The following is a 25,014-nucleotide window of genomic DNA, read 5'->3' as shown; positions in this document are numbered from 1 at the left end:
GAAATGTCAATCACCGAAGTAGCAGTAAAAAGACCGCTCTTCATCATAGTAGTATTCACGGTGTTGATACTATTTGGTGTGATCAGCTATAAACAATTGTCCTACAACTTGTTACCTAAGTTTGAGGCCAATGTTGTGAGTGTAATGACAACTTACCGTGGCGCGGCTGCGGATGAAGTTGAAACCAATGTTACCAAACACATTGAAGACGCCGTTTCGGCGATCGAAGGTTTGGACCAGATCAACTCTACTTCTCAGGAAGGTGTTTCATCTGTCATTATCCAGTTGAAACAAGGTATCAGCGTTGATTTGGCACAGCAGGAAGCGCAGCGCAAAGTTGAGCAGGTGATTTCATTATTGCCCGACGATGCCGACCGTCCGGTAATTAACAAATTTTCTACCGACGAAATCCCGGTATTGAGAATGGGTGTGACTGCAAATATGTCGCCGTCAGCATTGTATGACTTGATTGATGATAAACTGAAACCACAGCTTTCGAACGTAAGTGGCGTAGGTCAGGTAACGATCATTGGTGGAACGGAGCGCCAGATTCAGGTTAATATTAGTCAGGATAAATTGAAGGCATATCGCCTATCAATTGCGCAGGTTTCCGCAGCGATTAATAATGCAAATACTTCATACCCAGCGGGTCAGGTAAAAACGCAGGAAGATCAGCTTTCGATCCGTTTTGATGCCAAACTGACAACTGTAGAGAATTTGAGAAATGTAATTGTCGGTCGTAACACAACTGGCGGGCAGATCTTTTTGAAAGATATTGCCGAAGTATATGACGGCACGGCCGACGCTACTGCGGTGAACCACATTAACGGTCGCCCGTCTGTAGCTTTGCAGATTCAGAAACAATCTGATGCGAATGCAGTGGATGTGAGTAAATTGACGCGTGAGCGTTTGACTACTTTGGAAAAACAGTATGCTTCATCAGGCTTGAAATTCAACATTGCATCTGACCAATCGATTTACACATTGGCCTCGGCCGACGCGGTGGTATTTGACCTTGGACTTGCGGTTTTGATCGTATCCGTCGTGATGTTGCTATTCCTGCACAGTGTCCGCAGCTCAATGTTCATCTTGGTCGCATTGCCTTCTTCCATGATCCCGACCTTCATTTTGATGAGCCTTTTAGGTTTTTCGCTCAATTTGATGACATTAATGGCGCTTTCGCTGGTAGTGGGTATCCTCGTCGATGACTCGATTGTGGTTTTAGAAAACATCAACCGCCACATGGAAATGGGCAAAAGCAGGTGGCAGGCCGCATTAGACGGACGAGCCGAAATCGGGTTTACAGCGCTCGCAATTACATTGGTCGATGTCGTGGTTTTCGTACCGCTCGCAATGACTTCCGGTTTGATCGGTAACATTCTGAGAGAATTCTCGCTTGTCGTAGTGTTCTCCACATTGATGAGTTTGTTCGTCTCCTTTACATTGACGCCGCTTTTGGCTTCGCGTTTTGGTAAGATTGAGGTTTTGGATAAAAATTCTCTGTGGGGCAGGCTGAACCTGGGTTTTGAAAGGTTTTTGGATAATATCAAAAACGAGTACGGCAGAATGCTGACCTGGGTTTTGGGTCACAAAAGATATGTTTTTATTCTTGCTATTGCATTGATCGTTGGCTCCATCGCATTGGTTCCGGGAGGTTTTATCGGAGCAGCATTTATGCAGCAAAGTGACCGCGGCGAGCTGAATGTGTCACTTGAACTGGCACCGACTGCGTCCGTTTACCAGACAAACCAGGTTGCACAGCGCGTTGAGAAAATGCTTTTGGCAAGAAAAGAAGTGACCAAAGTATTTACCAATGTCGGTTATAGCAGTACCGGTTTAGGAACTACATCAAGCGGTAACATTGCCGATTTGACAGTTCAATTGGTCGACAAAGCAGAGCGCCCCATGTCAGCAGAAGGTTTTGGAACGCAAATCCAAAAAGAGATCTTGCAAATTCCTGGCGTAAAAGTGACGGTTGCTCCAACTTCCATCACCGGTAATGCCAATCAGGCGCCGATCCAGGTTGCAGTAAAAGGAACCGATATGGCGACAATCCGTAAAACCGCTGCACAGGTGAAAGAAGTTGTGGCTTCGATACCGGGAACAGCCAACGTAGATTACTCCGTCGACGATCCGAAACCGGAAGTTGGTGTACAGCTTGATCGTGAAAAGATGTCTCAATTAGGCATCAATGCCGCCGAAGTAGGAGCAGCATTGCAAACTGCATTCCGCGGCGACGACCGTTCGAAATTCAAGGAAAATGGCAAGGAATACGACATTATGGTCACATTAGACCAGTTCAACCGTTCCAGCGCCGACGATATCCGTCACCTGAGTTTTGTAAACAGTGCAGGCCAGGCGTTCGAACTGTCACAATTCGCGACAATCCGCGAAGGAATGGGAGAGAGCGTTTTGCAGCGTATCGACCGTCTGTCGTCTATCACCATTAACTCACAGGTAATTGGCCGTCCATCCGGTTCTATCGGTGCCGACATTCAGGCAAAAATGGCGAGTGTGAAATTACCGGAAGGCGTTTTCATCGAATACCGCGGTGACCTGAAAAACCAGGCCGACGCATTCGGAAGCCTGGGCTTGGCGCTCGTACTCGGTATCGTGCTCATTTACCTGATCATGGTCGCGCTTTACGAAAGTACCATTTACCCATTCGTCGTATTGTTCTCAATCCCGGTCGCATTGGTCGGCGCATTGACTGCATTGGCATTAACCATGGAAAGCCTGACCATCTTCTCCATCGTAGGGATGATCATGCTCCTCGGTCTGGTAGCCAAAAACGCGATCCTGATCGTCGATTTCACCAATCAGCTCAAAGAAGAAGGCCACGCATTGAAAGACGCACTGATCGAAGCCGGCAAAGAACGTCTCCGCCCAATCCTGATGACCACCATCGCCATGATCGCCGGTATGTTACCCATCGCATTAGCCTCCGGCGACGGAGCCGAAGTAAAAAACGGTATGGCCTGGGTGATTATCGGTGGTCTGACCAGTTCATTGCTGCTGACCATATTCCTTGTTCCTAGTGTTTATTACGTAGTGGACCGCATTAAGGAGCGGTTTGCGGGTCGGAAGGCGAGAAAGCAGCAGAGGAGAGAGGAGTTGGTTTTAGAGGCGTAAGGTACTCCAAGTCAGGGTGTTTACACCTCTCTTCATCCACTTTCTATTCCTCTAATGCATCTCATTCATACATTCCGCCAAAGGCTATTTAATCTTATGTCGATGTAAATGGAAGGTTGTGGCCGTACTAGCTACTATTAGAAAAATACTAGTTAGGGAAAGTAATTCCTGATTTACCACGGAATAACCGATACCCTCCATGTGCTCATTTTAAATGCCTACTCTGCACCAAAAGTCTTGTTTTGTAGCCAGTAACTAAAATCAATTGTTTAACTACAAAATCAGAAAAAAATGAAATTAGTACAAAAATTACCAATAGGTCTGGGCCTGGCTTGCGTCATGATGATGACCAGCTGCTCGAAAGAAAACGCTGTAACTCCTGAGCCAGCAATGGAGAGTACAAACGTGCATTCGAGCTTGAAAACAAATGCTGAAGAGGACGAAGTGTTACCCTTTTTTCCAACAACAACCGACGGAATCGTAAATTTTAATTCTTATCCAAGGTATTGGGAAAGAGGTATCACCACGCCGAATGACCTCACAGGAATCCCTACGGGAACTTCATCATTGACCTCGCTGTGGGGACAATGGTATGCGGAAAACAAATGGATCAAGCCGTTGGCTCCGGTGCCTTCCAATGTAACAGCCAATTCCATGTTGACAGTAAGAAGCTTCACTTCGGTTGCGGCGGAAGTAAACAAAAGATCGTATGTGTTTACCACGATCATGAATTTGAAGCCTGGAAAAACATATTCGGCTACCATCTATGTGGCAACAACAATCACCAACCGAGTGCTAAATGCCAATACAAAGCCTGTTTATGCAAAATCAGCTGAAATAAAGCTTTATCCTTACACCAACTCCGGGGTAGTTAATGTCAATGTCGATTTGACCGGGAAAGAAGCGGTGTGGGTTAAGAAAACGATCACGTTTACCCCGACGAAAAGTGATGCTAAATTTTGGTTCTCAGGTCTAACCAAGCAGGGTGATGTATACTCTTATATTCACCTCTTTGTAGATCCGAATTCGGTCAAAGAGGCGATTCAAGTAGGACCCGTCAAATTATAGCAAATACCTCTGATATTGTATTATTGCCGCGCCGTCTCAGATTTCTGAGGCGGTTTTTTTATTCTATCAAGACAATTAAAAGCATAATCTTACTTCAAACTAGTATTAGCTCGACATATTCCAGAAAATATTTATAAGAAACAAACAGTCAATAATAATCTATATCGAAAGCCAATATTAGTAATAGCTACTATACGAAAATTACTATTCGGTTAAGACGTTGCTCTTTTTACCGAGGAATAACCGCTAGCGTCCACGCGCTCACTATTAAGGCTTTATTCATGAAACAAAGGCTTTTTTTGTGGCCAGTAACAAAACAAATGTTTAACTACAAAAACAGAAAAAATGAATTTAGTACAAAAATTGCCAATTGGTTTAAGCCTGGCTTGTTTGATGTTCATGAGCAGCTGCTCAAAAGAAGATGCGGTGACTCCGGAGCCGCAAATGGAGAGTGTGAATGCGCATTCGGGTTTGAGAGATGGATCGGGGCCTGTGATTTCTCTGCCCTATTTTCCGTCAACGAAAGGTTCAACAGGTTTGAATGTCTACCCACTTGATTGGGAAAGATCAATTTCCCAATCTCAACCAGTCAGTCTAGAGGAACTACCTACTGGAACTTCCAACTTGACACATTTGTGGGGCAATCCAACGTTGCCTTGGAAAAAAAATCTTCCGACAATTGTAAATGCTAATTCAATTGTCAACTTTGGTTCAATAGTGACAACTACTTCTTATCGCAGTAACGCTTCAAACGGGAAAAATTCGTTAGCTGAAACAAAAATCACTAATCTGAAATCAGGCAAAGAGTATGAAATTACAATGTATGTTGCTAGTACCATTTGTAGCGTGAACCAAAATGAACTAACACCTCGATACGCTAAGACGATATATGTGAATGTGAAAAATGTAAAGTTTCCAATTACCTATAATATCAATTATGAAGGAAAAGAAGCAGAGTGGATTAAAAAAACAATTATTTTTAAGGCAAAAAGTGCAGAAATGACCCTTTCCTTTGAAGCTTTCACTCCTGACGGCGGATATTCGTACGCCCACATGTTTGTTGACAAAAATGCAATCAAACAATTAAACTAAGTAGGCGTTTTATAGACTCACAGTCATTTTGATTAGGCTGCTTGAAAAAACTTTCAAGCAGCCTTTTTTCGTTTCAAGTATTGAACGGAAGCCTTTACTTCCACTTCTTCCCCAATACCTTCATCCAATACCCGCCAACAACCGACCTCGCCCGAAATCCGACCGACTTTCCATCCACAGTCTCATGCCAATCCGAAAGCGGAATGCGATCGGGTGTTTCCATGGCGTATTTATAAACGGGCTTAATCAATGCTTCAAAATCTTTTGGATCCGTCGCTAATGTTGCTGTCCAGATGATCCAATCGGATTTGCTATATGTTTTGCGGCTGTCGAGTGGGAGGCCGAATGGTTTTTGTTTGGTGAGGTAATATTTGATTTCTTTTTCGGCGACGGTTTTTGGGAATACGTTGAGGTTTAGAAGTTCGTCCCAAACGAGGTTATATTTCTGGCTCCACGAGTCTTTGTTGTCAAAAGTCAGTGCATAATGATCGCCGCTGTCGGCCAGTTCCATCCACTTTTTAGCGAAGTCTTTTACTAATGCATTCACTTCCGCAGCTTCTTTGGTTTCGCCAAGTTGCTCGGCCATTTTGGCGTAAGATGCTAATCCCATAATCGCTTTGATTGACAAATTTGCATTTCGAGCAAGGTGGCCGGCAAAATCATCGGTGCAAAGCTGGTTCGCTGGGTCGAAACCTTCTTTTTTAAGATAATTGGCCCACACACTCAGCACTTTCCAATGCTTTTTGGCAAATTCGATGTTATTTTCTGCTTTGCAAATGGCGTAAGTCAGTGTAAGCATGTTGCCGGATTCTTCCACGGGCATATCTTCACCATAAGTCTGTCCGTTTGCGAGCGGATAGGTACCCACGTCATGCGCTGCGAAAGGTTTGGTCCATTTGCCGCTTTCGGAATAATAGAAAATCGGTTCCAGCATTCCTTTGAGCAAAACAGGATTGTAAAGCAGGAATAATGGCGCCGAAGGATACGTCACATCGACCGTCCCAATCGACCCATTACTGAAATTTTCTTTGGACAAAAATAAGGGTGTCCCCGATGGATCTGCAACTAATTTGTGTGCAGAAATTGCCTGACGGTAAGCCAATACGCAAAGCTCAGCGTACTGTTTCCCGCCGGCTTTCAGCGCGTCATTGTAAATCATTTCGTCCGTCGCTTCGCATTCTTGTAGGATTTTGGAGAAATCCGTTTCGGCATTTTGTAATTCACGCCCGATGGTTTTACTGCCATCCTTGTTCCACCAAGGCCGCAGGTTTTGACCGAAATATTGAACCGAATATCCATCGTCATAACCCAGCATCAAATGAAGTGATTTCTCATCGCTGCCAACCTTATCAGCAAGTACCACTCCCATTGATTTCGTGTCTGCGTTTGCAGAGGTAGTTTCACCGACATTCACAGCGCCATTTTTTGAGAATGATCTGACAAGCTCTTCCGGTGCGCCCAAGCCCGAGCTCTTTGCATCGGCTGTACGGGTTGCCAGATACGCCCGGCCCCAGTCTATGCGAACATTATCTCCTTTTTTGCCCAATAATTTTTGCTCGGTATTGGCCAGCGAAAGTATTAAAAGTCCATTTTGGCTTTCCTTTTTGCCTTCCACTTTCTGGCTCGCATCATTCACTGCCCAAAGTCCCGAAACCGAATTCAGGATCTCTACCTGGTGCGTTTTCCCGTCGGTCGATTTCAAATCATAAACCACATAATTGACTGGACGCGAAACCATATTCAGGTCTTTCAGAATCAATGGGGCAATAAAACGTACTTTCATCTTAACCGGACCAGCTTCAAAATTATAGATTGCCTGCGTGGCCGTCATTTCAAAACCAGCTTGCTTCGCGGTCTGGATCACGTCGTTACCTTTCGGAGCAATTTCATCTGCCAGACCAATGTCGATATAACCCGGACCGGCGCCGTTTTTACAATAGGCAGCCAGCAGATTTTTGCCTTTTTTGAGTGCTTTTCTGGCGGATGCGCTAATGGGTTTGAACTCATAATCGCCTGTGTAACATGGAGAACAATCAAATGCCGGGACTCCATTAATATATACCTGTACATCGTCGTCATGGAAAATATTCAGGGTTGGTTTTTCAAAATCTGTGGCTGTCAATGTGAACTCGCGGCGGTACCATACTTCCGTTTGAAATTCGGTACCACCTTTCAACATAGCATCATTGCGGTCTTTTGTGCCAAATGGTGCAGGCGATTGCTTCCAGTTTGTGACGTTGTAACCTTCTTTGTACCACCAATTTGGGTCGGGTTTTACTGTGGTGAACCTGGCGAGATAGGCGGCTTGCTTGGCGGTCGGCAGGATGGTTTTCATCACCGGCGAAGGCGCGCCCATGAAACGATATGTTTTTCCATCCACCCGGATCAGACCGTCCATTGGTTGGGGCTTGCCGGTCCAATGCTTGGTTGCCGAGCCATTTAATTCACTCCCGAAAGACCAGACACTGGTGTAAGGATCGATGGTAATGAGCGGCGCTGCCGGCGGGCGGAAGGTTTGTGCGGAAAGTGTTAACGAAAAAAAGGTGAGTAGTACGGGAGACCAATATTTCATCATGAAGCAGTCGTGTTTTATTGTTGGACCGTCACCTCAAGGAGACGGAAATTGACTTGCGAATATACAAATCAATGACGGTTTGCTTCTGCTGACGGTTAATAGCGAAAAGAAGCGGAAAGCCGCAAAAACTTACTTCGCAGAAAACGCAGCTTTCCCACGATCCAGAAACGCTGCGAAATTGGCGGGGTTCAAATCATAATTGATGGGCTTTACCAACAAATTTCCGTCATGATCAACCAGGCAGTAATGCGGCTGCGCATTGTTGTTGTATTTCACGATCTGCAGATCGGCATTTTGCGCACCAATGGTTTTCTTTACCTTATTATCATAGTTGGAAGTATACCAGGCTGATTCCGGCAATTCTGTTTTGTCATCCACATAAAGCGCGACGATCACATAATCATTACGGAGACGTTGTTGCACTGCGGGATCTACCCAAACCCGCGCTTCCATTTCGCGGCAGTTTACGCAACCATGACCAGTGAAATCAATGAAAACAGGTTTATTAACCTTTTTTGCGTAAGCTAATGCATCTTTATAATCGAAAAAACCTTCCAGTTCGTGAGGCAGGTGGAAGAGGTCGGAGTATTTTCGTGACTCACCCGGAGCAATCGTGGAGGCTGCTCCTGCCGTTCTTTTGTTCAGATCAAAATCCAGTGTGGATTGCGGCGGAAGGTAGCCAGCTAGTGCTTTTAATGGCGCGCCCCACATTCCCGGGATCATATATACGACGAATGTGAAAGTGATAATGGATAGTAACAATCTTGGAACACTCACTTTTTCGAGTGGAGAATCGTGCGGGGTCCTGATTTTACCCAAAAGATAAAATCCTAACAAGCCAAATATTACGATCCAGAATGCGAGATAAATCTCCCGGTCGAGCAATCGCCAGTGGTAAACCTGATCGGCAATGCTGAAAAATTTCAATGCAAGCGCCAGTTCCAGAAAACCCAAAACAACTTTGACCGTATTGAGCCAGCCGCCGGATTTAGGTAAAGATTTTAACCATTGCGGAAATAAGGCAAACAATGTAAAGGGTATCGCAAATGCAGCCGAAAACGATGCCATGCCAATAATCGGTTTCACCACTTCACCTCCCGCAGAGGCTACCAGCAAACTTCCGACAATTGGTCCGGTGCAGGAAAATGAAACCAGTACCAACGTAAATGCCATGAAGAAAACGCCGGCATAACCGCCCTGATCGGCTTTCTGATCCATTTTATTAACAAACCCACTCGGAAGTACGATCTCAAAAAGACCCAAAAAGGATAATCCAAAAACAAAGAAAATGGCGAAAAACAGCAGGTTAGGAATCCAATGCGTACTCAGAAAATTGGCAAATGCAGGGCCATTTAATCTGGAAACCACAGTACCTATCAATGTATAAATTAAGACAATGGAGATACCATATATGAGAGCTTTCAGCTTTCCCTTTTCCTGATTGGTGAAGTAACTAACCGTCATCGGGATGATCGGGAAAACGCAGGGGGTAAGTAATGCAACCAGGCCGGATAAGAATGCGGCCAATGCAAAACCCCAGAGCGATTTGCCGGCTGCCGGATCTTCGGAAGTTAAAGTTTGCCGATCCGGAGCATTTGCTTCCGGAGCATTAGATACGGTATCCGTCTGATTTGCTGCTGCTTGCGTTGTGGAATCGACGGTATCGTTCGCCAGGCTCACTTCCTCATTAGCTGGCGTAGTCTCCGTTTTCGCGGCACCGACAGCCGGTTGCACGTCACTACCGGTTGCAGCGGCGACAACTTTCAGACCTTTGAATTCAAAATCATCATTTCCCGGAATACATAAGCCGGTTACGTGGCTGCACGTCTGATATTCCGAACTTCCTTTAATAATGGGATTGTCTGTAAGTACTTTTATAGTTTGCTTAAAAACACCTTTTCCTTCAAAATAGCGAACATTTCCACCCCATACCTCCTCGAATTTCTGCTTTGGATTTTGTGGTTTCAGCTTTCCGATTACCTCGAATGTGTTGTTCTTCTCAAATGTAAAAGTCGTCAGCATCGGGCCGAGATCGGGGTCGAAATCGGATGAATACATGTACCAATCCTTCTCGATGGTCGCCGAAAATAGCAGGTCAACGGTCTCGCCTTTTTTCACTTCCATTTTGGAAAATGAATAGGTCCAATGCGCTTTTTTTGTCTGAAGTTGCGCATTAGCGGCATAATGGATGAAAAAACAAAGACTTAGGAAGAAGAGAATACTCCGTTTCATATGCTGGTGGAAATACTGGGTGCCAGAGCGCCTGTTTATACTAAATCTAGTAGATTGATAGGGTTTTACTGGCTTTTGTTAGTCAACGTAATTTTGCCAAAAAAATTCATGAAATAAAATTACGTTTCCCGTCTAAAGCCGTTTCTGCTACCTTTGCTTTCTTTGTTACCCAATACTAAAATAGACCTGGAATGTCCCAAACGCTATATATTGTCAAGATCGGAGGTAATGTCATCGATAATCCCGAAGCTTGCGACGCTTTTTTAAAAGACTTCGTAAAACTCGATGCGCCCAAAATCCTGGTGCACGGTGGCGGAAAAGTAGCGACTCAGATTGCAGCCAAATTGCAGATCGAAACACAGATGGTGGACGGACGCAGGATCACGGATAAACCCATGCTGGATGTCGTTACCATGGTGTATGGCGGATTGGTCAACAAAAATCTGGTGGCGCAATTACAAGCCGGCGAATGCAATGCGATCGGGCTGACCGGCGCGGACGGCGGGATCATCCGTTCTGTAAAACGACCGGTGAAAACCATTGATTACGGTTTTGTGGGAGATATTGAGGAAGTGAATGCGCAGCAGATCAATGCATTGTTAAACAGTAGCCTCGTTCCCGTCATCGCGCCGCTCACTTACAGCTCAGACGGAACGTTGCTCAATACAAATGCCGACACGATGGCTTCCGCGACCGCAGTGGCGATGGCTAAGCATTTCGATGTGAACCTCATTTATTGTTTTGAGAAAAAAGGGGTTTTGTCCGATCCGGATGACGATGATGCGGTCATCCCTTCTCTGAATCCTGTGTCATATTCAACATATAAAAACTCAGGGGTGATCAATAAAGGGATGATCCCGAAGCTGGATAATGCATTTGCTGCATTGGAAGCCGGCGTCGATCGAGTCACCATATGCCATGCGAATGATCTCCTCGAAGCGGCGCATGGAGTGGCTGGCACTACGATTAAGTCATAAAACCTGAATTTTCTGTAAATTTAGGAATTCAATTCCTAAATTTACAGAATGATACCTCGCAGTTTATCCGATAAGGTTGCAGAAATGCTAATGAAATATCCGATTGTCAGCCTACTAGGGCCTCGGCAAGCCGGAAAGACCACGTTAGCTAAAATGGTTAGGCCGGACTATCAATATGTCAATCTCGAAAATCTGAGCATTAGGTCTTTTGCTCTCGAAGATCCGGTTGGTTTTCTGGCTACTTATCAAGGTGGGGTTATTATCGATGAAGCTCAATATGCCCCGAATCTCTTTTCTTATTTACAAGTATTCACGGATGAGCGAAATATAAAAGGAGAATACATTTTAACCGGATCTCAGAATTTTCTGATGATGGAACAGATTACCCAGTCTCTTGCCGGCAGAGTTGCCATCTTTCAACTCCTTCCATTTTCAATCGACGAGCTCGATGGAACTCAATATGCAGAAGATAAATGGGAAAAATACATCATTAAAGGTTCTTACCCACGGAAGTTGGTGGATGACATCGATGCTCAAACTTTTTATGATAACTATTTGAGAACATATATTGAGCGCGATGTTCGATTAGTCAAGAATATACTGGACCTTGGCGCGTTTCAGCGTTTTATTCAGTTACTCGCTGGAAGGATCGGGCAACAATTTAATCAGAATAGCCTTGGTGTGGAGCTTGGGTTGAATAATAAGACCATCAATTCTTGGCTTTCTGTACTTGAAACGTCATTCATAGCGTTTCGTCTGCAACCCTATTTTCAGAATTTTAATAAGCGGATTGTTAGCACACCGAAGGTCTATTTCTACGATTTAGGTCTGGCGGCATATTTACTTGGTATCCGGACAGAGGATGAGTTGGATACGCATTATGCAAAAGGGTCACTTTTCGAGAATCTCGTTATCAATGAATTGCAGAAGAATGTGATGAACAAGGGTCAGCAGCCTCGTTTTTATTTTTGGCGCGACCAAAGCCAGCACGAAGTAGATCTGCTAATTCAGGATGGGGTAAATCTGAAGGCGATCGAAATTAAGTCTGGTAAAACCATTCAGAAAGACTTTTTTAAAAATCTTGACTTTTTTGGAAAAGTATCAGGGGCAACAGACCTCAACCTCATATATGGTGGTGATGAATTTCAAAAGAGGACGAAAGTCACCGCCTATCCGTTCCATAACCTACATAACATTCTCTTAAAGAATCAGTAAAACTGTCTTTCCGGTTTTTTGCCAAATTCTGTTTTCTTTTTTTGCGAGTTTAGCCAATAATTAGTTCACCGCTCGCGTTATTTCGCTGCAATTAGTAATTTATTTTAAGAATTGAATTTAACTTAAATAAATTACTGTTAAAATTGCGGTAAAATTCTAATCCTCAATAAATACTTTATTCACTTATGGGCAAAAATTTACTTAGGCTTGTCGTCATGCTCATGCTGGCAAGTGCTCCCGTGTTCGCTCAAACGATCACTGGAACGGTTAAATCAGCCACCGACGGCACCACATTGCCGGGTGTTTCGGTGCTGGTGAAAGGCACTACGAACGGGACCACTACTGACGTTTCAGGAAAGTTTACCCTTACGGCGGCTACCGGAAATACGCTGGTTCTTTCTTACATCGGCTTCAAAACGATCGAGGCTACTGTGGGAAGCCAGACGGTTTTGGATATTACAATGACAGAAGATGCCAATCAGCTCGGTGAAGTAGTAGTAACTGCACTTGGTATCTCAAAAGAACAACGCGCAATAGGATATGCGACTGCAACCATCAACAACGAGGCATTAGTCAAAACAGCTTCTCCAAACTTTGCAACTGCACTTTACGGAAAAGCACCAGGTGTAACCATCAACGCAACTCCGGGTGGGGCAACCAGCGGGGTGAGCATCAACATTCGTGGATTTAGCTCCATTACAGGAAATACGCAGCCATTACTTGTGCTTGACGGTGTTCCCATTCGTAACGGCGAATCGAGAAACGGCGATTACTGGGGCGACCAGCGTATCCGCGGGAACGGTCTTCTGGATTTGAACCCAGCCGATATTGAGAATATTTCTGTACTTAAAGGTGCATCTGCGGCTGCACTTTACGGTTCTGAGGCGGTAAATGGGGTTTTGCTGGTAACTACGAAAAGTGGTAAAGGCAAAAAAGGCATTGGCGTGGATTTCAACGCCAGCTACAATGTGGATAAAATTGCTTATCTGCCCCGTTATCAGAATGTAAGAGGTCCGGGCTATCCTTTGAACTACAACAATGGCGGCCAGGATGCGGCTGGTTTTATCTATTATGATACCGATGGTGACGGTGTTAAAGAAACAAGAGGATTGCTGGACGCAACCGTAAACTTCGGACCAAAATTCGACGGCCAGCCGATCATGTCATTTGATGGCAAGATCAGACCTTACTCTCCGTCAGGTAACAGCTACGCGGATCTGTTCGAAAACGCGAGCAGCTCAAACATCAACTTGTCGATCTCGAAATCAAACGAAAATTCTAATATCCGTTTCTCGTTCACACGTCAGGATAACGGGATGATCAGCTACAATTCGAAAAACAGCAAAAACATTGCGAACCTGAATGCCAGTTTCAGCCTTAATAAAAAGCTGACTACGGATGTAATGGTGAACTATGTAAACCAGACTACTCGCAACCGCCCGTTTAAAGTGGATCGTATGATCAACAACTTTACAGGTATGATGAACCGTTTCGAGTCTGCAGACTGGTATTTTGATAAATATCAGACAAGTCAGGGCTACAAATTTGTTACGGGTACGAACCCAAGTTTGACCCCTGGCGAGAACCTGATTCGCAATGGTTTCAAAGCTGATATCGCGGATTATGTATGGAATACCAGAAAAAACCAGGCATTCGAATACAGTGATCGCATTATTGCCAGCCTTACCCAGAACTGGCAGATCCTTGAAAGCCTGAAACTCCGCGGCCGTATCGCCACGGACTACACGTCTGAAAGAATGGAAAACTGGGGTTACAGCACAATTCCTCTGGCATTCGGCTATTCAGGAGACTTTGGTATGAACAACAACCAGTACAATAATGTATATGGTGACGTTCTTTTAACTTATACCAAAAAACTTTCTGCGGACGCTACTATTTCCCTTTTGGGTGGGTATTCTGCCAACAGACAATTGAACACATTCCTGTCAAGATCGACTAATGGCGGACTTAGCACAGAGAACTTCTTCGATATTTCTGCAAGTGTAAACGTTCCAAATGGTAACCAAACCAGAAGCCGCTGGCTGCGCGACGCATACATTGGAACCGTTAACTTCGATTACAAGAACATTTTCTTCATTGAAGGAACAATCCGCAGAGACCGTACATCCACGCTAGCGAAAGGAAACAATGCATTTGTCTATCCTTCTGTGAACAGCAGCTTTGTTTTCTCAGATGCATTCGATATGCCTTCATTCCTTAGCTATGGTAAACTGAGAGGTTCATTTGGTATCGTAGGAAATTACCCGACGATCTATCAGGCAAACAATGCATATCAGCAAGGTTCCTTGTCGATCCAGCAAACTGGCGGGCAATCGGTTCTTTATACGACTTTAAGCTCAGACTACGGAAACGACAAGATACGTCCGGAGCAGAAACGCGAATTCGAGTTCGGTCTTGAAACCAAATTCTTCAACAACCGCATTGGACTGGACATCGCATACTACAACGCACAGATCGTTGACCAGATCCTTCCTTTGAGCATCGCGGCAACGACCGGCGCAAGAACAGTCCTTGAGAACATTGGTACTTTACGGAACCAGGGTGTTGAAGTTGCATTCAATGTAAGCCCGTTGAAAGCAAAAACAGTGAGCGACCTGAACTGGGACCTGACCTTGAACCTGTCGAGAAACGTAAACAAGGTTGAAAAGCTGGCAAACAGCTCTACCGAATTGCTTCATGCCGATTTCGATGGTAATGCGGCACAGATCCGCTCCGTTGTAGGTCGTCCGATGGGAGATATCTTCGCACACGGTATCTTGAAAGACAGCCAGGGCAGAAGCATCGTAGGTCCAAACGGACTTTATACACTGGATGGCAACAACTGGATCAAGGTAGGTAATGCGATGCCTAAACTGACAGGTGGTTTGCTCAACACATTCAGCTACAAAAACTTCACACTCGACGGGGTAATCGATTTCCGTGTAGGCGGTCACATTATGCCCACGGGTATCAACTGGATGACATCGAGAGGTTTGACAGAAGAAAGTTTAAATGCAATGGATGCGGAGCACGGCGGACTATCCTATTATGTGGATGCAAACGGAAAAGGTGTAGCTACGAACGGATCAGCCGGACCAAACGGACAAACTGTTTACCACGACGGTATGTTGATGGACGGTGTTTCGGCGACGGGTGAAGTAAATACCAACGTTGTTTCTCAGGCTACTTACTACAACAGTACGTACAACTGGGGCGGTCCCCAGTACGGTAATGCGCGTTATGAGCTTTACGTACAGGAAAATACGTATTTCAAAATGCGTGAGCTTTCGCTTGCCTACCGTCTGCCAGCTGCAATCGGCAACAAGATCGGTGCGCAGAACATCTCTGTTTCCGTGTTCGGACGTAACCTGTTCTTCCTTTACAGAACGATCAAAGACCTGGATGCAGAGCAGACAAGCGTAAGTACAAGATGGTATGAAAACATCAACAATGCAGGTAGTAACCCGTCATTCCGTACTATGGGTGTGATGTTGAGGGCCAGCTTCTAATTTTTAATCCGATCACGACAATGAAACAGATATCATCATTCATTTTGGCGGGACTTATGCTCACGGCAGTGTCCTGCAAGGAATCCGAATTTACCGAAAGGTATTCCGACCCTGCAAAAATCGCAGAGTCAACTGTTGAAAAACAGTATTCCGGCTTTATGTACGCCAGCAAAGACTACATTCTTCCGGGTTACGGACAATATTTTGTTACCCTGAGAACAACTTTGAGCCGGTTCAACCAGGCGGTTGGCTGGCCAAATGAGTCGGGGCAGTATGTTCCGGCGTCCGCGGGTGTGCAGGATATGTGGTTTAACTACTATAACACGCTGGCGCAATACAGAGAGCTTGAAAAAATCTACAATTCAAGACCGGCCCAGGAGCAGGCTGATAAAAAGATTTTCATGCTGACGGCGAAAGTTTATCTGTACAATTATACTCAGCGGATGGTGGATCTGCATGGTGCGATCCCTTTCACGCAAGCAGGTATGCTGAGCACAAATGCGGGCAACTATGCAGGTTCAAACGCGAAATTCGATTCGGCAGAAGAAATTTACACGTTGATGCTGAACGATTTGAAATCCATTGCTACTGAGCTGAATACCATTACAATAAGCTCAAATTACGTAAAGCCATTTCAGACTCAGGATATTGTCAACAAAGGAGACATTACTGCCTGGAAGCGTTTTACTAATTCACTCCGCCTGCGGATGCTGAACAGAGTATCGGCTGCCGCGAATTTTCAGGCAAGATCAAATACCGAGATCGCCGAGATCCTGAATGCGCCAGGTACTTATCCGGTCGTGGAAACAAACGAGCAAAACATTCAGATCAATGTGTATGATGTAAATACCGACATCAACTCCAAAGGATTCCAGGATGGACTTGCTTCCGGCGGATGGTATGGCAACACGGCAGGCAAGAGAATGATCGACCTCATGAAAACCACGAGTGATCCACGTTTGAGACTGTTGTTCGAGCCGGGAGAGAAAGCGAAAGGTGAATATATTGGAATCGATCCATTGGGGACTTCGGCTACGCAAACGGCTCTTTTCAATGCCGGAACAGTGTCCATCTACAACCGTTATGTGCTGAGCCACAACCAGTTTTTCCCGGGTGTGATCATCAATGCTCCTGAAATTAACCTCATTAAAGCAGAATACTTCCTGAGATCGGGCAACGATGCTGCTGCTAAAACAGCTTACGAAACGGCGATTTCGCAGTCGGTGAAGTTTTACACTACGATTGCAGGCCTGAGCAATGCAACACAGGGTACCAAACCTGCTGTATTAACCGAGGCACAGAGTACTGCACAAATCGCTGCTTACATTGCCAATGACGCGGTGAACTGGACGAAAGCGGCAACACCTGCTGCAAAACTTAGCCTGATCGCTACCCAGAAATGGCTGCATTACAACGTTGTTCAGCCTTATGAAAACTTCGCTGATATCCGCAGACTGGACCTGCCGGCGTTAAGCTTCCAGGTAGACAATGCAAACAACCAGACTTTGCCTCCGGTAAGATGGAATTACCCAGGCAACGAGGTGACTTACAACCCTGAAAACTACGCATCCGTAAGAGATAACGACAAGCTTACTACCAAGCTGTTCTGGGATGTGAAATAACCCCAACCCCCTGAAAGGGGCTTGCACATTCTATTTAGTAAGAACAAAGCTCCCTCTCAGGGGGGTGGGGATAATGGTCGGCGTTAGCGTCGGCCATTTTTTTGTGCCTTACTTTTGAGGTTGGTCAAAAGCAGGAGTTGAGGAAACGATAAGACACCGTGCGACATCAATTTCGACATTTCGCCGAGTACATGAAAATAGGAGCCGAGAGCGATGTCGATGTCTCCGTCCTGATCAAAATCCCCGGCCTCCATTGTCATCCATTTGCCCGATGCAGCTTCCGGAGTTACCTGAGCTTTGAAATGGAAATTACCTTCATTCGAAAGATAGACGAATGCATCCGCAGGGTTTTGAAGATCGGTGTAAAACGAAACAGCCGCAATGTCCAAATCACCGTCATTGTCAAAATCCCGGGCCATTGCTTTGCTTGCGCCATATAAAGGATAAAACCAGGCTTCTTTGAAGTTGTCTTTCCCGTCGTTCAGGTAAATGCGGACGCCGTGATAGTTTTTTGGAATGGCCGATAAATCCCAGTTATCGCCATTTGTCAAAAGAATATCCTGAAAACCATCCTTATTGAAATCCACCATTTCAAAATAATTGACGCCATAAGAAGGTGGAAATTGCAGGACTACTTTTTCCTCGAACTTCCCGTTTCCGAGATTGTAAAAGATCGAAACATTCTCCCAGGCCTGCGATGTTAATGCAACGATATCGGGTTTTTTATCACGGTTAAGATCCAACACTTCCGTTTTTCGGGCTCCCGGTAAGCGTTTCAGGATATGTTCTTTTTGAGGATCAAAACCGTCATACCAGAACAGCTTTCCTGCATTATTCCCAAAACCGCAGATAATCACATCTTCTTTTCCATCCATATTCAAATCAGCGGCTGTAAACTGAACCGGTCTTGGAAGGTTAGCAATATTCACCGCAGCTTGCGGAACCTGTGATTTTGAAAGAGAGATCATCCCGCCCAGTTTCTGATCCGATGGTTCGAATTTTCCGATCGTCAATAACCGCGGCGGCGCATTTTTTGGAAAATCAATATCAACAGGCGGCGTGTCGATCCACCAGGTGTCTTTTAATTGAAATGATTTATCCAGAACATACAAAGCATTCTGATCATCGCCGACATACAATTGCGCGGGAGCCGGATCGAATTTCAGCAAAGTTGTTTTTGGAACAGACTTGTCGCCAACTGTAAGTGAAGTCGCTTTGAATGAAGTCAGTGGCGCGACCGGAATGCTGGAAGTTTTTTGCGGTAATGGTTTTTCAGGCGCGGTTTCCACGTAGTATGCAACAATTTTCTCCCATTCCTGTATGGAAATTAGCGCCGTTTCCGGATAGGTACCCAGTTTTTTAATGATTTCTTTGTCCGCCGGCTCCATATCAACATAAAGTGCCCGGCCGGGAAACTGTAAACCCAGGCGCTGCCCCATATTTGGAAGAACACTTTCCGTCCACGTTTTTTTGTCCAATAATGCGGGTTCAGGAAAAAGATGGCATCGCTGGCAATATTGCATGGCCAGCTGTTTTCCGGACAGAGAGTCAGAAAACGTTATTTTCAGCTTTATTTCAGAACGGTCAGTACCGGGATTTTTGGTAGGATAAAATAGGAAAGCCAACATCCAGACAGAAAGGGAAATAACCAAACTGATTCTGAATGAGACCATGACACACTATTCGCTGAGCAATTTTTCGAGTGCCTTTTCAACCCGATCATAGCCAAATGCGGCAATCTCTTTTTCCATTCGCTCCCTGATTTCCGTGGTTTGAAGGTTACCAATACTACCTTCATGGGAATGCTTTAATGCACGTGGCGCAACATAACTTCCATCGCCAATCTCAGTGCCTACCTGCTTATACGCATCCCGGAACGGTACTCCGTTGATTACCAGCTCATTCACCCGCTCCACACTGAAAAGCATATCATACTTCGGATCGTCGAGCAGATTTTGCTTCACTTGTATGTTTTCGAGCATAAACGCGGCGATATCCAGACAATCCAGTATTTCATCAAATGCAGGCATCAGGATTTCTTTTAGCAGCTGCATATCCCTGTGGTACCCCGATGGCAGGTTACTCAAAACCATGGTTACTTCCATTGGTAATGCCTTCATCCTATTCGTTTTAGCCCGAAGTAATTCAGCGACATCGGGGTTTTTTTTATGCGGCATAATGCTGCTGCCGGTTGTCAGATCATCGGGCAAAACGATAAACCCGAAGTTTTGACTATTGTACAGACAAACATCCATAGCCAGCCGGGAAACGGTTGCTGCCAGAGAAGAAATCGCAGTTAATGCCGCCTGCTCGGTGCGTCCGCGGCTCATTTGAGCATACACCACATTGTGATGCATTCCCTCAAATCCCAGAAGTTCGGTTGTTAACTGGCGGTTTAAAGGAAAAGACGAACCATAACCCGCCCCCGAACCCAATGGATTACGGTTGGCAAGTCGATATGCTGCATTTAGTTGAATAATATCATCGATCAAACCTTCTGCATAAGCCCCAAACCACAAGCCAAAAGAGGAAGGCATCGCGATCTGCAAATGTGTATAACCCGGCAAAAGGTCATTTTTATGTTCTTCTGATTTTTTGATTAAAACATGAAACAGCTTTTCGGTAGCCTGAACCACTTCAAAAAGCCGCGCGCGGGTATAAAGTTTCATATCCACCAGCACCTGGTCGTTCCGCGAACGGCCGCTATGTATCTTTTTCCCGGTGTCGCCTAATGTGCGCGTCAGCATGAGTTCAACCTGCGAATGCACGTCTTCCACTCCCTCTTCGATCGCAAAATCACCTTTTTCAATCCCTGAATAGATCACTTTCAGTTCCGCTTTCAAAGCTGTCAGATCCTCCGAAGTAAGCAACCCGATGGTTTCCAGCATGCTCGCATGCGCCAGATTTCCCAGCACATCAAACTCCGCCAGATGAAGGTCCATTTCGCGGTCTTTGCCAACCGTGAATTTTTCAATTTTTTCAGAGGTAACAGTATTTTCTTTCTGCCAGAGTTTCAAAATGCAACGGTTGTTTGATAATAAAATGGTTTCGCAAATTTAATCGCAATCCACGTTATACCCGCCATGCCGTGATTTGAAAATGACGGAAATTGAAAATTTTTGGATTGCGACATCATGCCCGAAATTCTTTCTGGAAATATGTGACCGAAATGAAGTGTCCACGTCTAAATGATATTAATCATTTAACCTCTCTTTCTATGAGCTGGACAAGCATTTGGATACACATGGTTTTTTGTACGAAGTATCGTAAACCTTTTTTGAATGATGAGATAAGACAAAAGGTATTTTTCCATATAAAGGGAAATGCCGTTTCAAAGGGAATTTGTCTGGATGTTGTAAATGGATATACCGATCATGCGCATTGTTTGATCTCGCTAGGCAGGGAACACTCGCTGGCGAAAATGGCGAATCTCATTAAAGGAGAATCGTCATTCTGGATCAATCAAAACAAGTTAACCTCTCAGAAGTTTGCATGGCAAGACGACTATTGGGCAGTAAGTGTAAGTGAGAAGCATGTGGCAAGAGTTCGGCAATATATTTTGAACCAGGAAGCGCATCATCGTAAGAAAACTTTTAAAGACGAATCCGACCGCTTCATGAAGAAATATGGCTGGCAACAAATCAAAAATTAGAATTCTCCTCTCTCTCTCTTGATCCGTCCCCTGAAGGGGGCGGTAAGATGAGAGCTGGCAGCGCCAGCTTCAATTCCCGTTCCGTTAGGGGACGGATTGTACTAATCTCTTAATCGCTACGAAACGCTTCGAGTAATAACTGGCATTCAGAAGATCATATCGGATGCCGCCTTTGAATGCAGAATGGATGAACTTTACATAACCGGGAGCAACTTCGGTGATGATTCCTACATGGCCGATGCGGCTGCTTTTTGAACTTTCGCCTTTGAAAAAGATCAAATCACCGGGTTTTGCATCGTCCAGTTTGATCGTCTCGCCGTGCTTGGACTGTGCGGCGCTGGAATGCGGCAGTGAAATATTCCATTTATCGAAACAATACCGCACGAAGCCGGAGCAGTCAAAACCTTTTTTAGAGGTTCCACCCGAGCGGTAAGGAATATGCAAATGTTTGGTCGCAAATGAAACCAGCGCCTGGACTGTATTTAAGCTGTCCGAAACCATTTCCCCCGAGGTGGAAGTAGTGGCATTCGAAGGATTATAGGAAGTTGAAACAACAATTAAAAGAGCAGAAACAACTATTGATCGAATCAAAAAACGCATGAACTTATCGGGGGTTCGGGTCTTTAACTAATAAACAATAGATTCTATGGTTTTGGATATTTGAAACCATAGAATTGTAAAGCTAAAAACTTTTTAGCATAAATCTGATTTTAATAATTCATTAGTTTTTGAAATAATTTGTAACTCACTGAGGGTCGGTAGAGTAACGTTGTTTTCGTTAAAGTAAAGGTTTAAAACCCTTTTTCCCTACTTTTGTGGCTGAAATCACGACCGTTGTATTTAATAAAAAAGCATAGATGAAAACTACCGACCGTTACCTTCAGCGTGGTGTATCGGCTTCAAAAGAAGATGTGCATAAAGCCATAGAAAAGATCGACAAAGGCATTTTCCCAAAAGCTTTTTGCAAAATCGTTCCTGATATCCTGGCCGGAGATGCTGACTATTGCACCATCATGCATGCCGACGGCGCGGGTACAAAAACCTCCCTGGCATATTTGTACTGGAAAGAAACCGGCGATATTTCGGTCTGGAAAGGGGTGGCCCAGGATGCGATCGTGATGAATACCGATGACCTTCTTTGCATAGGAGCCACCGGCCCGATGTTATACTCTTCGACGATCGACCGGAACAAAAACCGCATCCCCGGCGAGGTGATTGCGGAGGTAATAAACGGGGCCGAAGAAGTGCTCGAAATGCTCCGCAGCTATGGTGTGGAGATTTACAGTACCGGAGGCGAAACGGCTGATGTTGGCGATCTTGTGAGAACGGTGACAGTAAACAGTACCGTGGTCGCGCGGATGAAACGGTCGGAGGTGATTGATAATGCCAATATTCAGGCAGGTGACGTCATCGTCGGGCTGGCTTCTTATGGTCAGGCTAATTATGAAACCACCTATAATGGCGGAATGGGAAGTAATGGATTGACTTCTGCGAGACATGATATCCTGGACAAATACCTGAGCAAATATTCGGAAAGTTTTGACCCTGAAGTGAGCGAAGATCTGATTTACAGTGGAAGCAAAAAACTAACCGACGCAGTGGAAGGCGTACCATTGAATGTGGGCCAGCTCATTCTTTCACCGACACGTACCTATGCACCCGTCGCCAAAGCGCTGCTGGATGAGATGCGTCAGCACATTCATGGCATGGTACATTGCAGTGGCGGGGCACAGACGAAAATTCTACATTTTGTTGATAACCTTCACATTATCAAAGACAATTTGCTCCCGGTTCCGCCTCTTTTCAAATTGATCCAGGAAGAAAGCGGTACGAGCTGGCAGGAAATGTATAAAGTATTCAACATGGGGCACAGGCTTGAAATTTACCTCCCGGAAGCGTTCGCGCAAAGAGTAATAGACGTGTCCAAATCTTTTGGGATCGACGCGCAGGTTGTGGGCAGGGTGGAGGAATCGCCAGCCAAAAAATTGACAATCACATCTGAATTCGGCGAATTCAACTATTAGTATAAAACAATACTTTCCGAAAGCTTTCAACCGTCTGGCTGAGAGCTTTTTTTGTTTCAGGCATTGCGTTTCCCGGCTTCTCAGTGGGCACGTAAATAGTAGTAAAATTCTAAATGTATATCGAATACATTAGATTTTTTCACCCACTAAACATTTCGGTTATGAGAAATTTTATCCAACAAAAAATCGTCAGCCTGCTAACATTGTTGCTTTGTCTGATATCGTTTACCGCCGCTTACGCTCAGGCCCCCGAGATTAAAATTGATCAGACGACCACGGGAACAATTACAGGCTTCAACGGCGCAATTCAACTTGTGCATGCTGGCGATGGTTCCAAACGGATTTTTATTGTCGAAAGGGCTGGTGTTATCAAAGTTCTGGCACCGGGAGCAACCACACCCGTTGAATTTATTAACCTGAACAGCACAAGCAATGTCGTGGATACGGAAGGCGAAGGTGGCTTGCTGAGTGTCGCATTTCACCCGCAGTATGAAACAAACGGGCATTTCTTCGCCTTTTATACCAATAGCAGCGGTAACCTGGAAGTAGCACGGTATACGGCATCCCCGGCTTCGGGCAACACGGCATCCGTTACCAGTAGAAAATACATTCTTGGCATCGATCATCCTGATTACTCCAATCACAATGGCGGAGAAATGCATTTTGGGTATGACGATGGCTATTTGTATTTGTCAACCGGCGACGGAGGTGACAGTAATGATCCCTCCGGAAATGCGCAAAATACCAATTCTCTGCTAGGTAAATTGTTGCGTATAGATGTGGACGTTCCGGTTGGAAGTGATATAGGATATGAAGTGCCTGCAGATAACCCTATTCCTAACTCACTGATTTACGTCACAGGCCTCAGAAATCCATTTCGGTGGAGTTTTGATCGGGTGACGCATGCGATCTGGATTGGAGATGTGGGCCAGGGTGCGCGGGAAGAGATTGATTACGTGCCGGCCGCCAACCTGAAAGGAGCGAATTTTGGGTGGAGGTGTTTTGAAGGCGAATTGACTACCGGGGACCAATCGGGCTGTCCGACGGGTCTGGTGACGATCGCACCGATCCATACCTACCAGACCGGCACACCCTTGCCTGACATGCAGGGTGGCAGGTCGGTGATCGGAGGCGTTGTTTACAGGGGTTCACTATACCCCGCCATGTATGGGTATTATATAGGAATGGATAATTCCTCCGGCCAGATCCACCGGATCAAAAGCGGAGGTACGCCTCAGGTATTCGAGACTTCGCCGATCCGGGGCATTGTCGACATTGGTGAAGATGAGGCGGGGGAGCTTTATGCGGTGACAGGCAGTACAATTTACCATATCTACACGGATTCGCAGTTACCTGTAACGCTGGTCAGCTTTACCGGCGTCCCCGGCGTGGAAGGTGTGAAATTGTCCTGGCAAACGTCAATGGAAGAAAATTCGCGGTCGTTCGACATTGAGCATAGCAACGATGCAGTAAATTTTCAAACGGTCGGTAATGTGTTGTCGGACAATTCCGTTACCGGGGGAAGTTACCGTTTTTCCCACGCCGTAGTATCGGGCGGCGTGCATTATTACAGGCTCAAAATGAACGATCAGGACGGCAGCTCCGAACATTCCAGGATTATCGCCATTGACACCGGTCCGGAATCACTCGCAGGCAATTTTATCAGACCATCCTACATCACCAACCGGACGATCAATTTGGTGCTCGATGAACCTTTTCAGTCCATGGAACTTGTCGGAACGGGTGGACAAGTGTTTTTAAGAAAGGATATTTCAGGCAAAAGCGGAACGATCCCGATTCCGATCAATCCGACAGCTTCTGGTATTTACATTGTCAGGCTCGAAGATCATGGGAAAGTTATCCAGCAAAAAGTGCTCGTGCTGGAATAGTGCGGGAGTGAACGGACTCTAATCGAT

Annotated in this window: 15 protein-coding genes; 10 read left to right on the top strand and 5 right to left on the bottom strand. The window is 45.3% G+C overall.

Annotated features, from left to right (window positions below; translation table 11 throughout):
- The first annotated feature begins 3 nt into the window (after window positions 1-3).
- The 3 genes from LZG72_RS15575 to LZG72_RS15565 all read left to right on the top strand — a co-directional run bounded on the left by LZG72_RS15575 (window position 4) and on the right by LZG72_RS15565 (window position 5,292).
- Entirely contained in the window at window positions 4-3,132 is a 3,129-nt protein-coding gene (locus tag LZG72_RS15575; RefSeq protein ID WP_233874136.1) for an efflux RND transporter permease subunit, read from the top strand.
- Window positions 3,133-3,423: 291 nt separating this feature from the next.
- Window positions 3,424-4,200 (top strand): hypothetical protein, encoded by a 777-nt coding sequence (locus tag LZG72_RS15570; RefSeq protein ID WP_233874134.1) that lies wholly within the window; start codon window positions 3,424-3,426, stop codon window positions 4,198-4,200.
- 345 nt (window positions 4,201-4,545) lie between these two features.
- Entirely contained in the window at window positions 4,546-5,292 is a 747-nt protein-coding gene (locus LZG72_RS15565) for a hypothetical protein (RefSeq protein ID WP_233874131.1), read from the top strand.
- Between the two features lie 94 nt (window positions 5,293-5,386).
- On the opposite strand, the gene LZG72_RS15560 is transcribed toward LZG72_RS15565, so the two are convergent.
- Entirely contained in the window at window positions 5,387-7,867 is a 2,481-nt protein-coding gene (locus tag LZG72_RS15560) for a glutaminase domain-containing protein (protein WP_310590560.1), read from the bottom strand.
- Window positions 7,868-7,996: 129 nt separating this feature from the next.
- A complete protein-coding gene (locus LZG72_RS15555; RefSeq protein ID WP_409017706.1) occupies window positions 7,997-10,099 on the bottom strand; it encodes a protein-disulfide reductase DsbD family protein in 2,103 nt (700 codons plus the stop codon).
- Window positions 10,100-10,290: 191 nt separating this feature from the next.
- On the opposite strand from LZG72_RS15555, the gene argB reads away from it, so the two are divergent.
- The 4 genes from argB to LZG72_RS15535 all read left to right on the top strand — a co-directional run bounded on the left by argB (window position 10,291) and on the right by LZG72_RS15535 (window position 17,422).
- Window positions 10,291-11,076 (top strand): acetylglutamate kinase, encoded by a 786-nt coding sequence (gene argB, locus LZG72_RS15550; protein ID WP_233874126.1) that lies wholly within the window; start codon window positions 10,291-10,293, stop codon window positions 11,074-11,076.
- 48 nt (window positions 11,077-11,124) lie between these two features.
- Window positions 11,125-12,291, top strand: a complete 1,167-nt coding sequence (locus LZG72_RS15545) for an ATP-binding protein (RefSeq protein ID WP_233874123.1) — start codon at window positions 11,125-11,127, stop codon at window positions 12,289-12,291.
- A gap of 185 nt (window positions 12,292-12,476) precedes the next feature.
- On the top strand, window positions 12,477-15,800 hold the full coding sequence (locus LZG72_RS15540; RefSeq protein WP_233874120.1) for a SusC/RagA family TonB-linked outer membrane protein: 3,324 nt from the start codon (window positions 12,477-12,479) through the stop codon (window positions 15,798-15,800).
- Between the two features lie 20 nt (window positions 15,801-15,820).
- Window positions 15,821-17,422, top strand: coding sequence for a SusD/RagB family nutrient-binding outer membrane lipoprotein (locus tag LZG72_RS15535; RefSeq protein WP_233874117.1), 1,602 nt, complete (start codon window positions 15,821-15,823; stop codon window positions 17,420-17,422).
- Window positions 17,423-17,505: 83 nt separating this feature from the next.
- Here LZG72_RS15535 and LZG72_RS15530 read toward each other — a convergent pair whose 3' ends face one another.
- Window positions 17,506-19,095, bottom strand: coding sequence for a VCBS repeat-containing protein (locus LZG72_RS15530; RefSeq protein ID WP_233874114.1), 1,590 nt, complete (start codon window positions 19,093-19,095; stop codon window positions 17,506-17,508).
- 6 nt (window positions 19,096-19,101) lie between these two features.
- Window positions 19,102-20,439: an argininosuccinate lyase gene (argH, locus tag LZG72_RS15525; RefSeq protein ID WP_233874111.1), complete on the bottom strand. Its 1,338-nt coding sequence runs from the start codon at window positions 20,437-20,439 to the stop codon at window positions 19,102-19,104.
- A 200-nt stretch (window positions 20,440-20,639) separates the two neighbouring features.
- Here argH and tnpA point away from each other — a divergent pair, with 200 nt between their 5' ends.
- Entirely contained in the window at window positions 20,640-21,074 is a 435-nt protein-coding gene (tnpA, locus tag LZG72_RS15520; protein ID WP_233874108.1) for an IS200/IS605 family transposase, read from the top strand.
- Window positions 21,075-21,158: 84 nt separating this feature from the next.
- Here the strand turns inward: tnpA and LZG72_RS15515 are convergent, their stop codons facing one another.
- A complete protein-coding gene (locus LZG72_RS15515; RefSeq protein ID WP_233874105.1) occupies window positions 21,159-21,674 on the bottom strand; it encodes a C40 family peptidase in 516 nt (171 codons plus the stop codon).
- Between the two features lie 257 nt (window positions 21,675-21,931).
- Between LZG72_RS15515 and LZG72_RS15510 the strand changes: the two genes are divergently transcribed.
- Both LZG72_RS15510 and LZG72_RS15505 read left to right on the top strand, forming a co-directional pair.
- Window positions 21,932-23,098: an AIR synthase-related protein gene (locus LZG72_RS15510; RefSeq protein ID WP_233874102.1), complete on the top strand. Its 1,167-nt coding sequence runs from the start codon at window positions 21,932-21,934 to the stop codon at window positions 23,096-23,098.
- A 161-nt stretch (window positions 23,099-23,259) separates the two neighbouring features.
- The gene (locus LZG72_RS15505) at window positions 23,260-24,987 is read left to right on the top strand and encodes a sorbosone dehydrogenase family protein (RefSeq protein ID WP_233874099.1); all 1,728 of its coding nucleotides are present in this window, start codon (window positions 23,260-23,262) and stop codon (window positions 24,985-24,987) included.
- Window positions 24,988-25,014: the final 27 nt, after the last annotated feature.

The sequence above is a fragment of the Dyadobacter sp. CY323 genome (assembly GCF_021390245.1).
Lineage (GTDB): Bacteria > Bacteroidota > Bacteroidia > Cytophagales > Spirosomataceae > Dyadobacter.
Note: the sequence above shows the minus strand (reverse complement) of the source record. Positions and strands in the feature narration are given on the sequence as shown.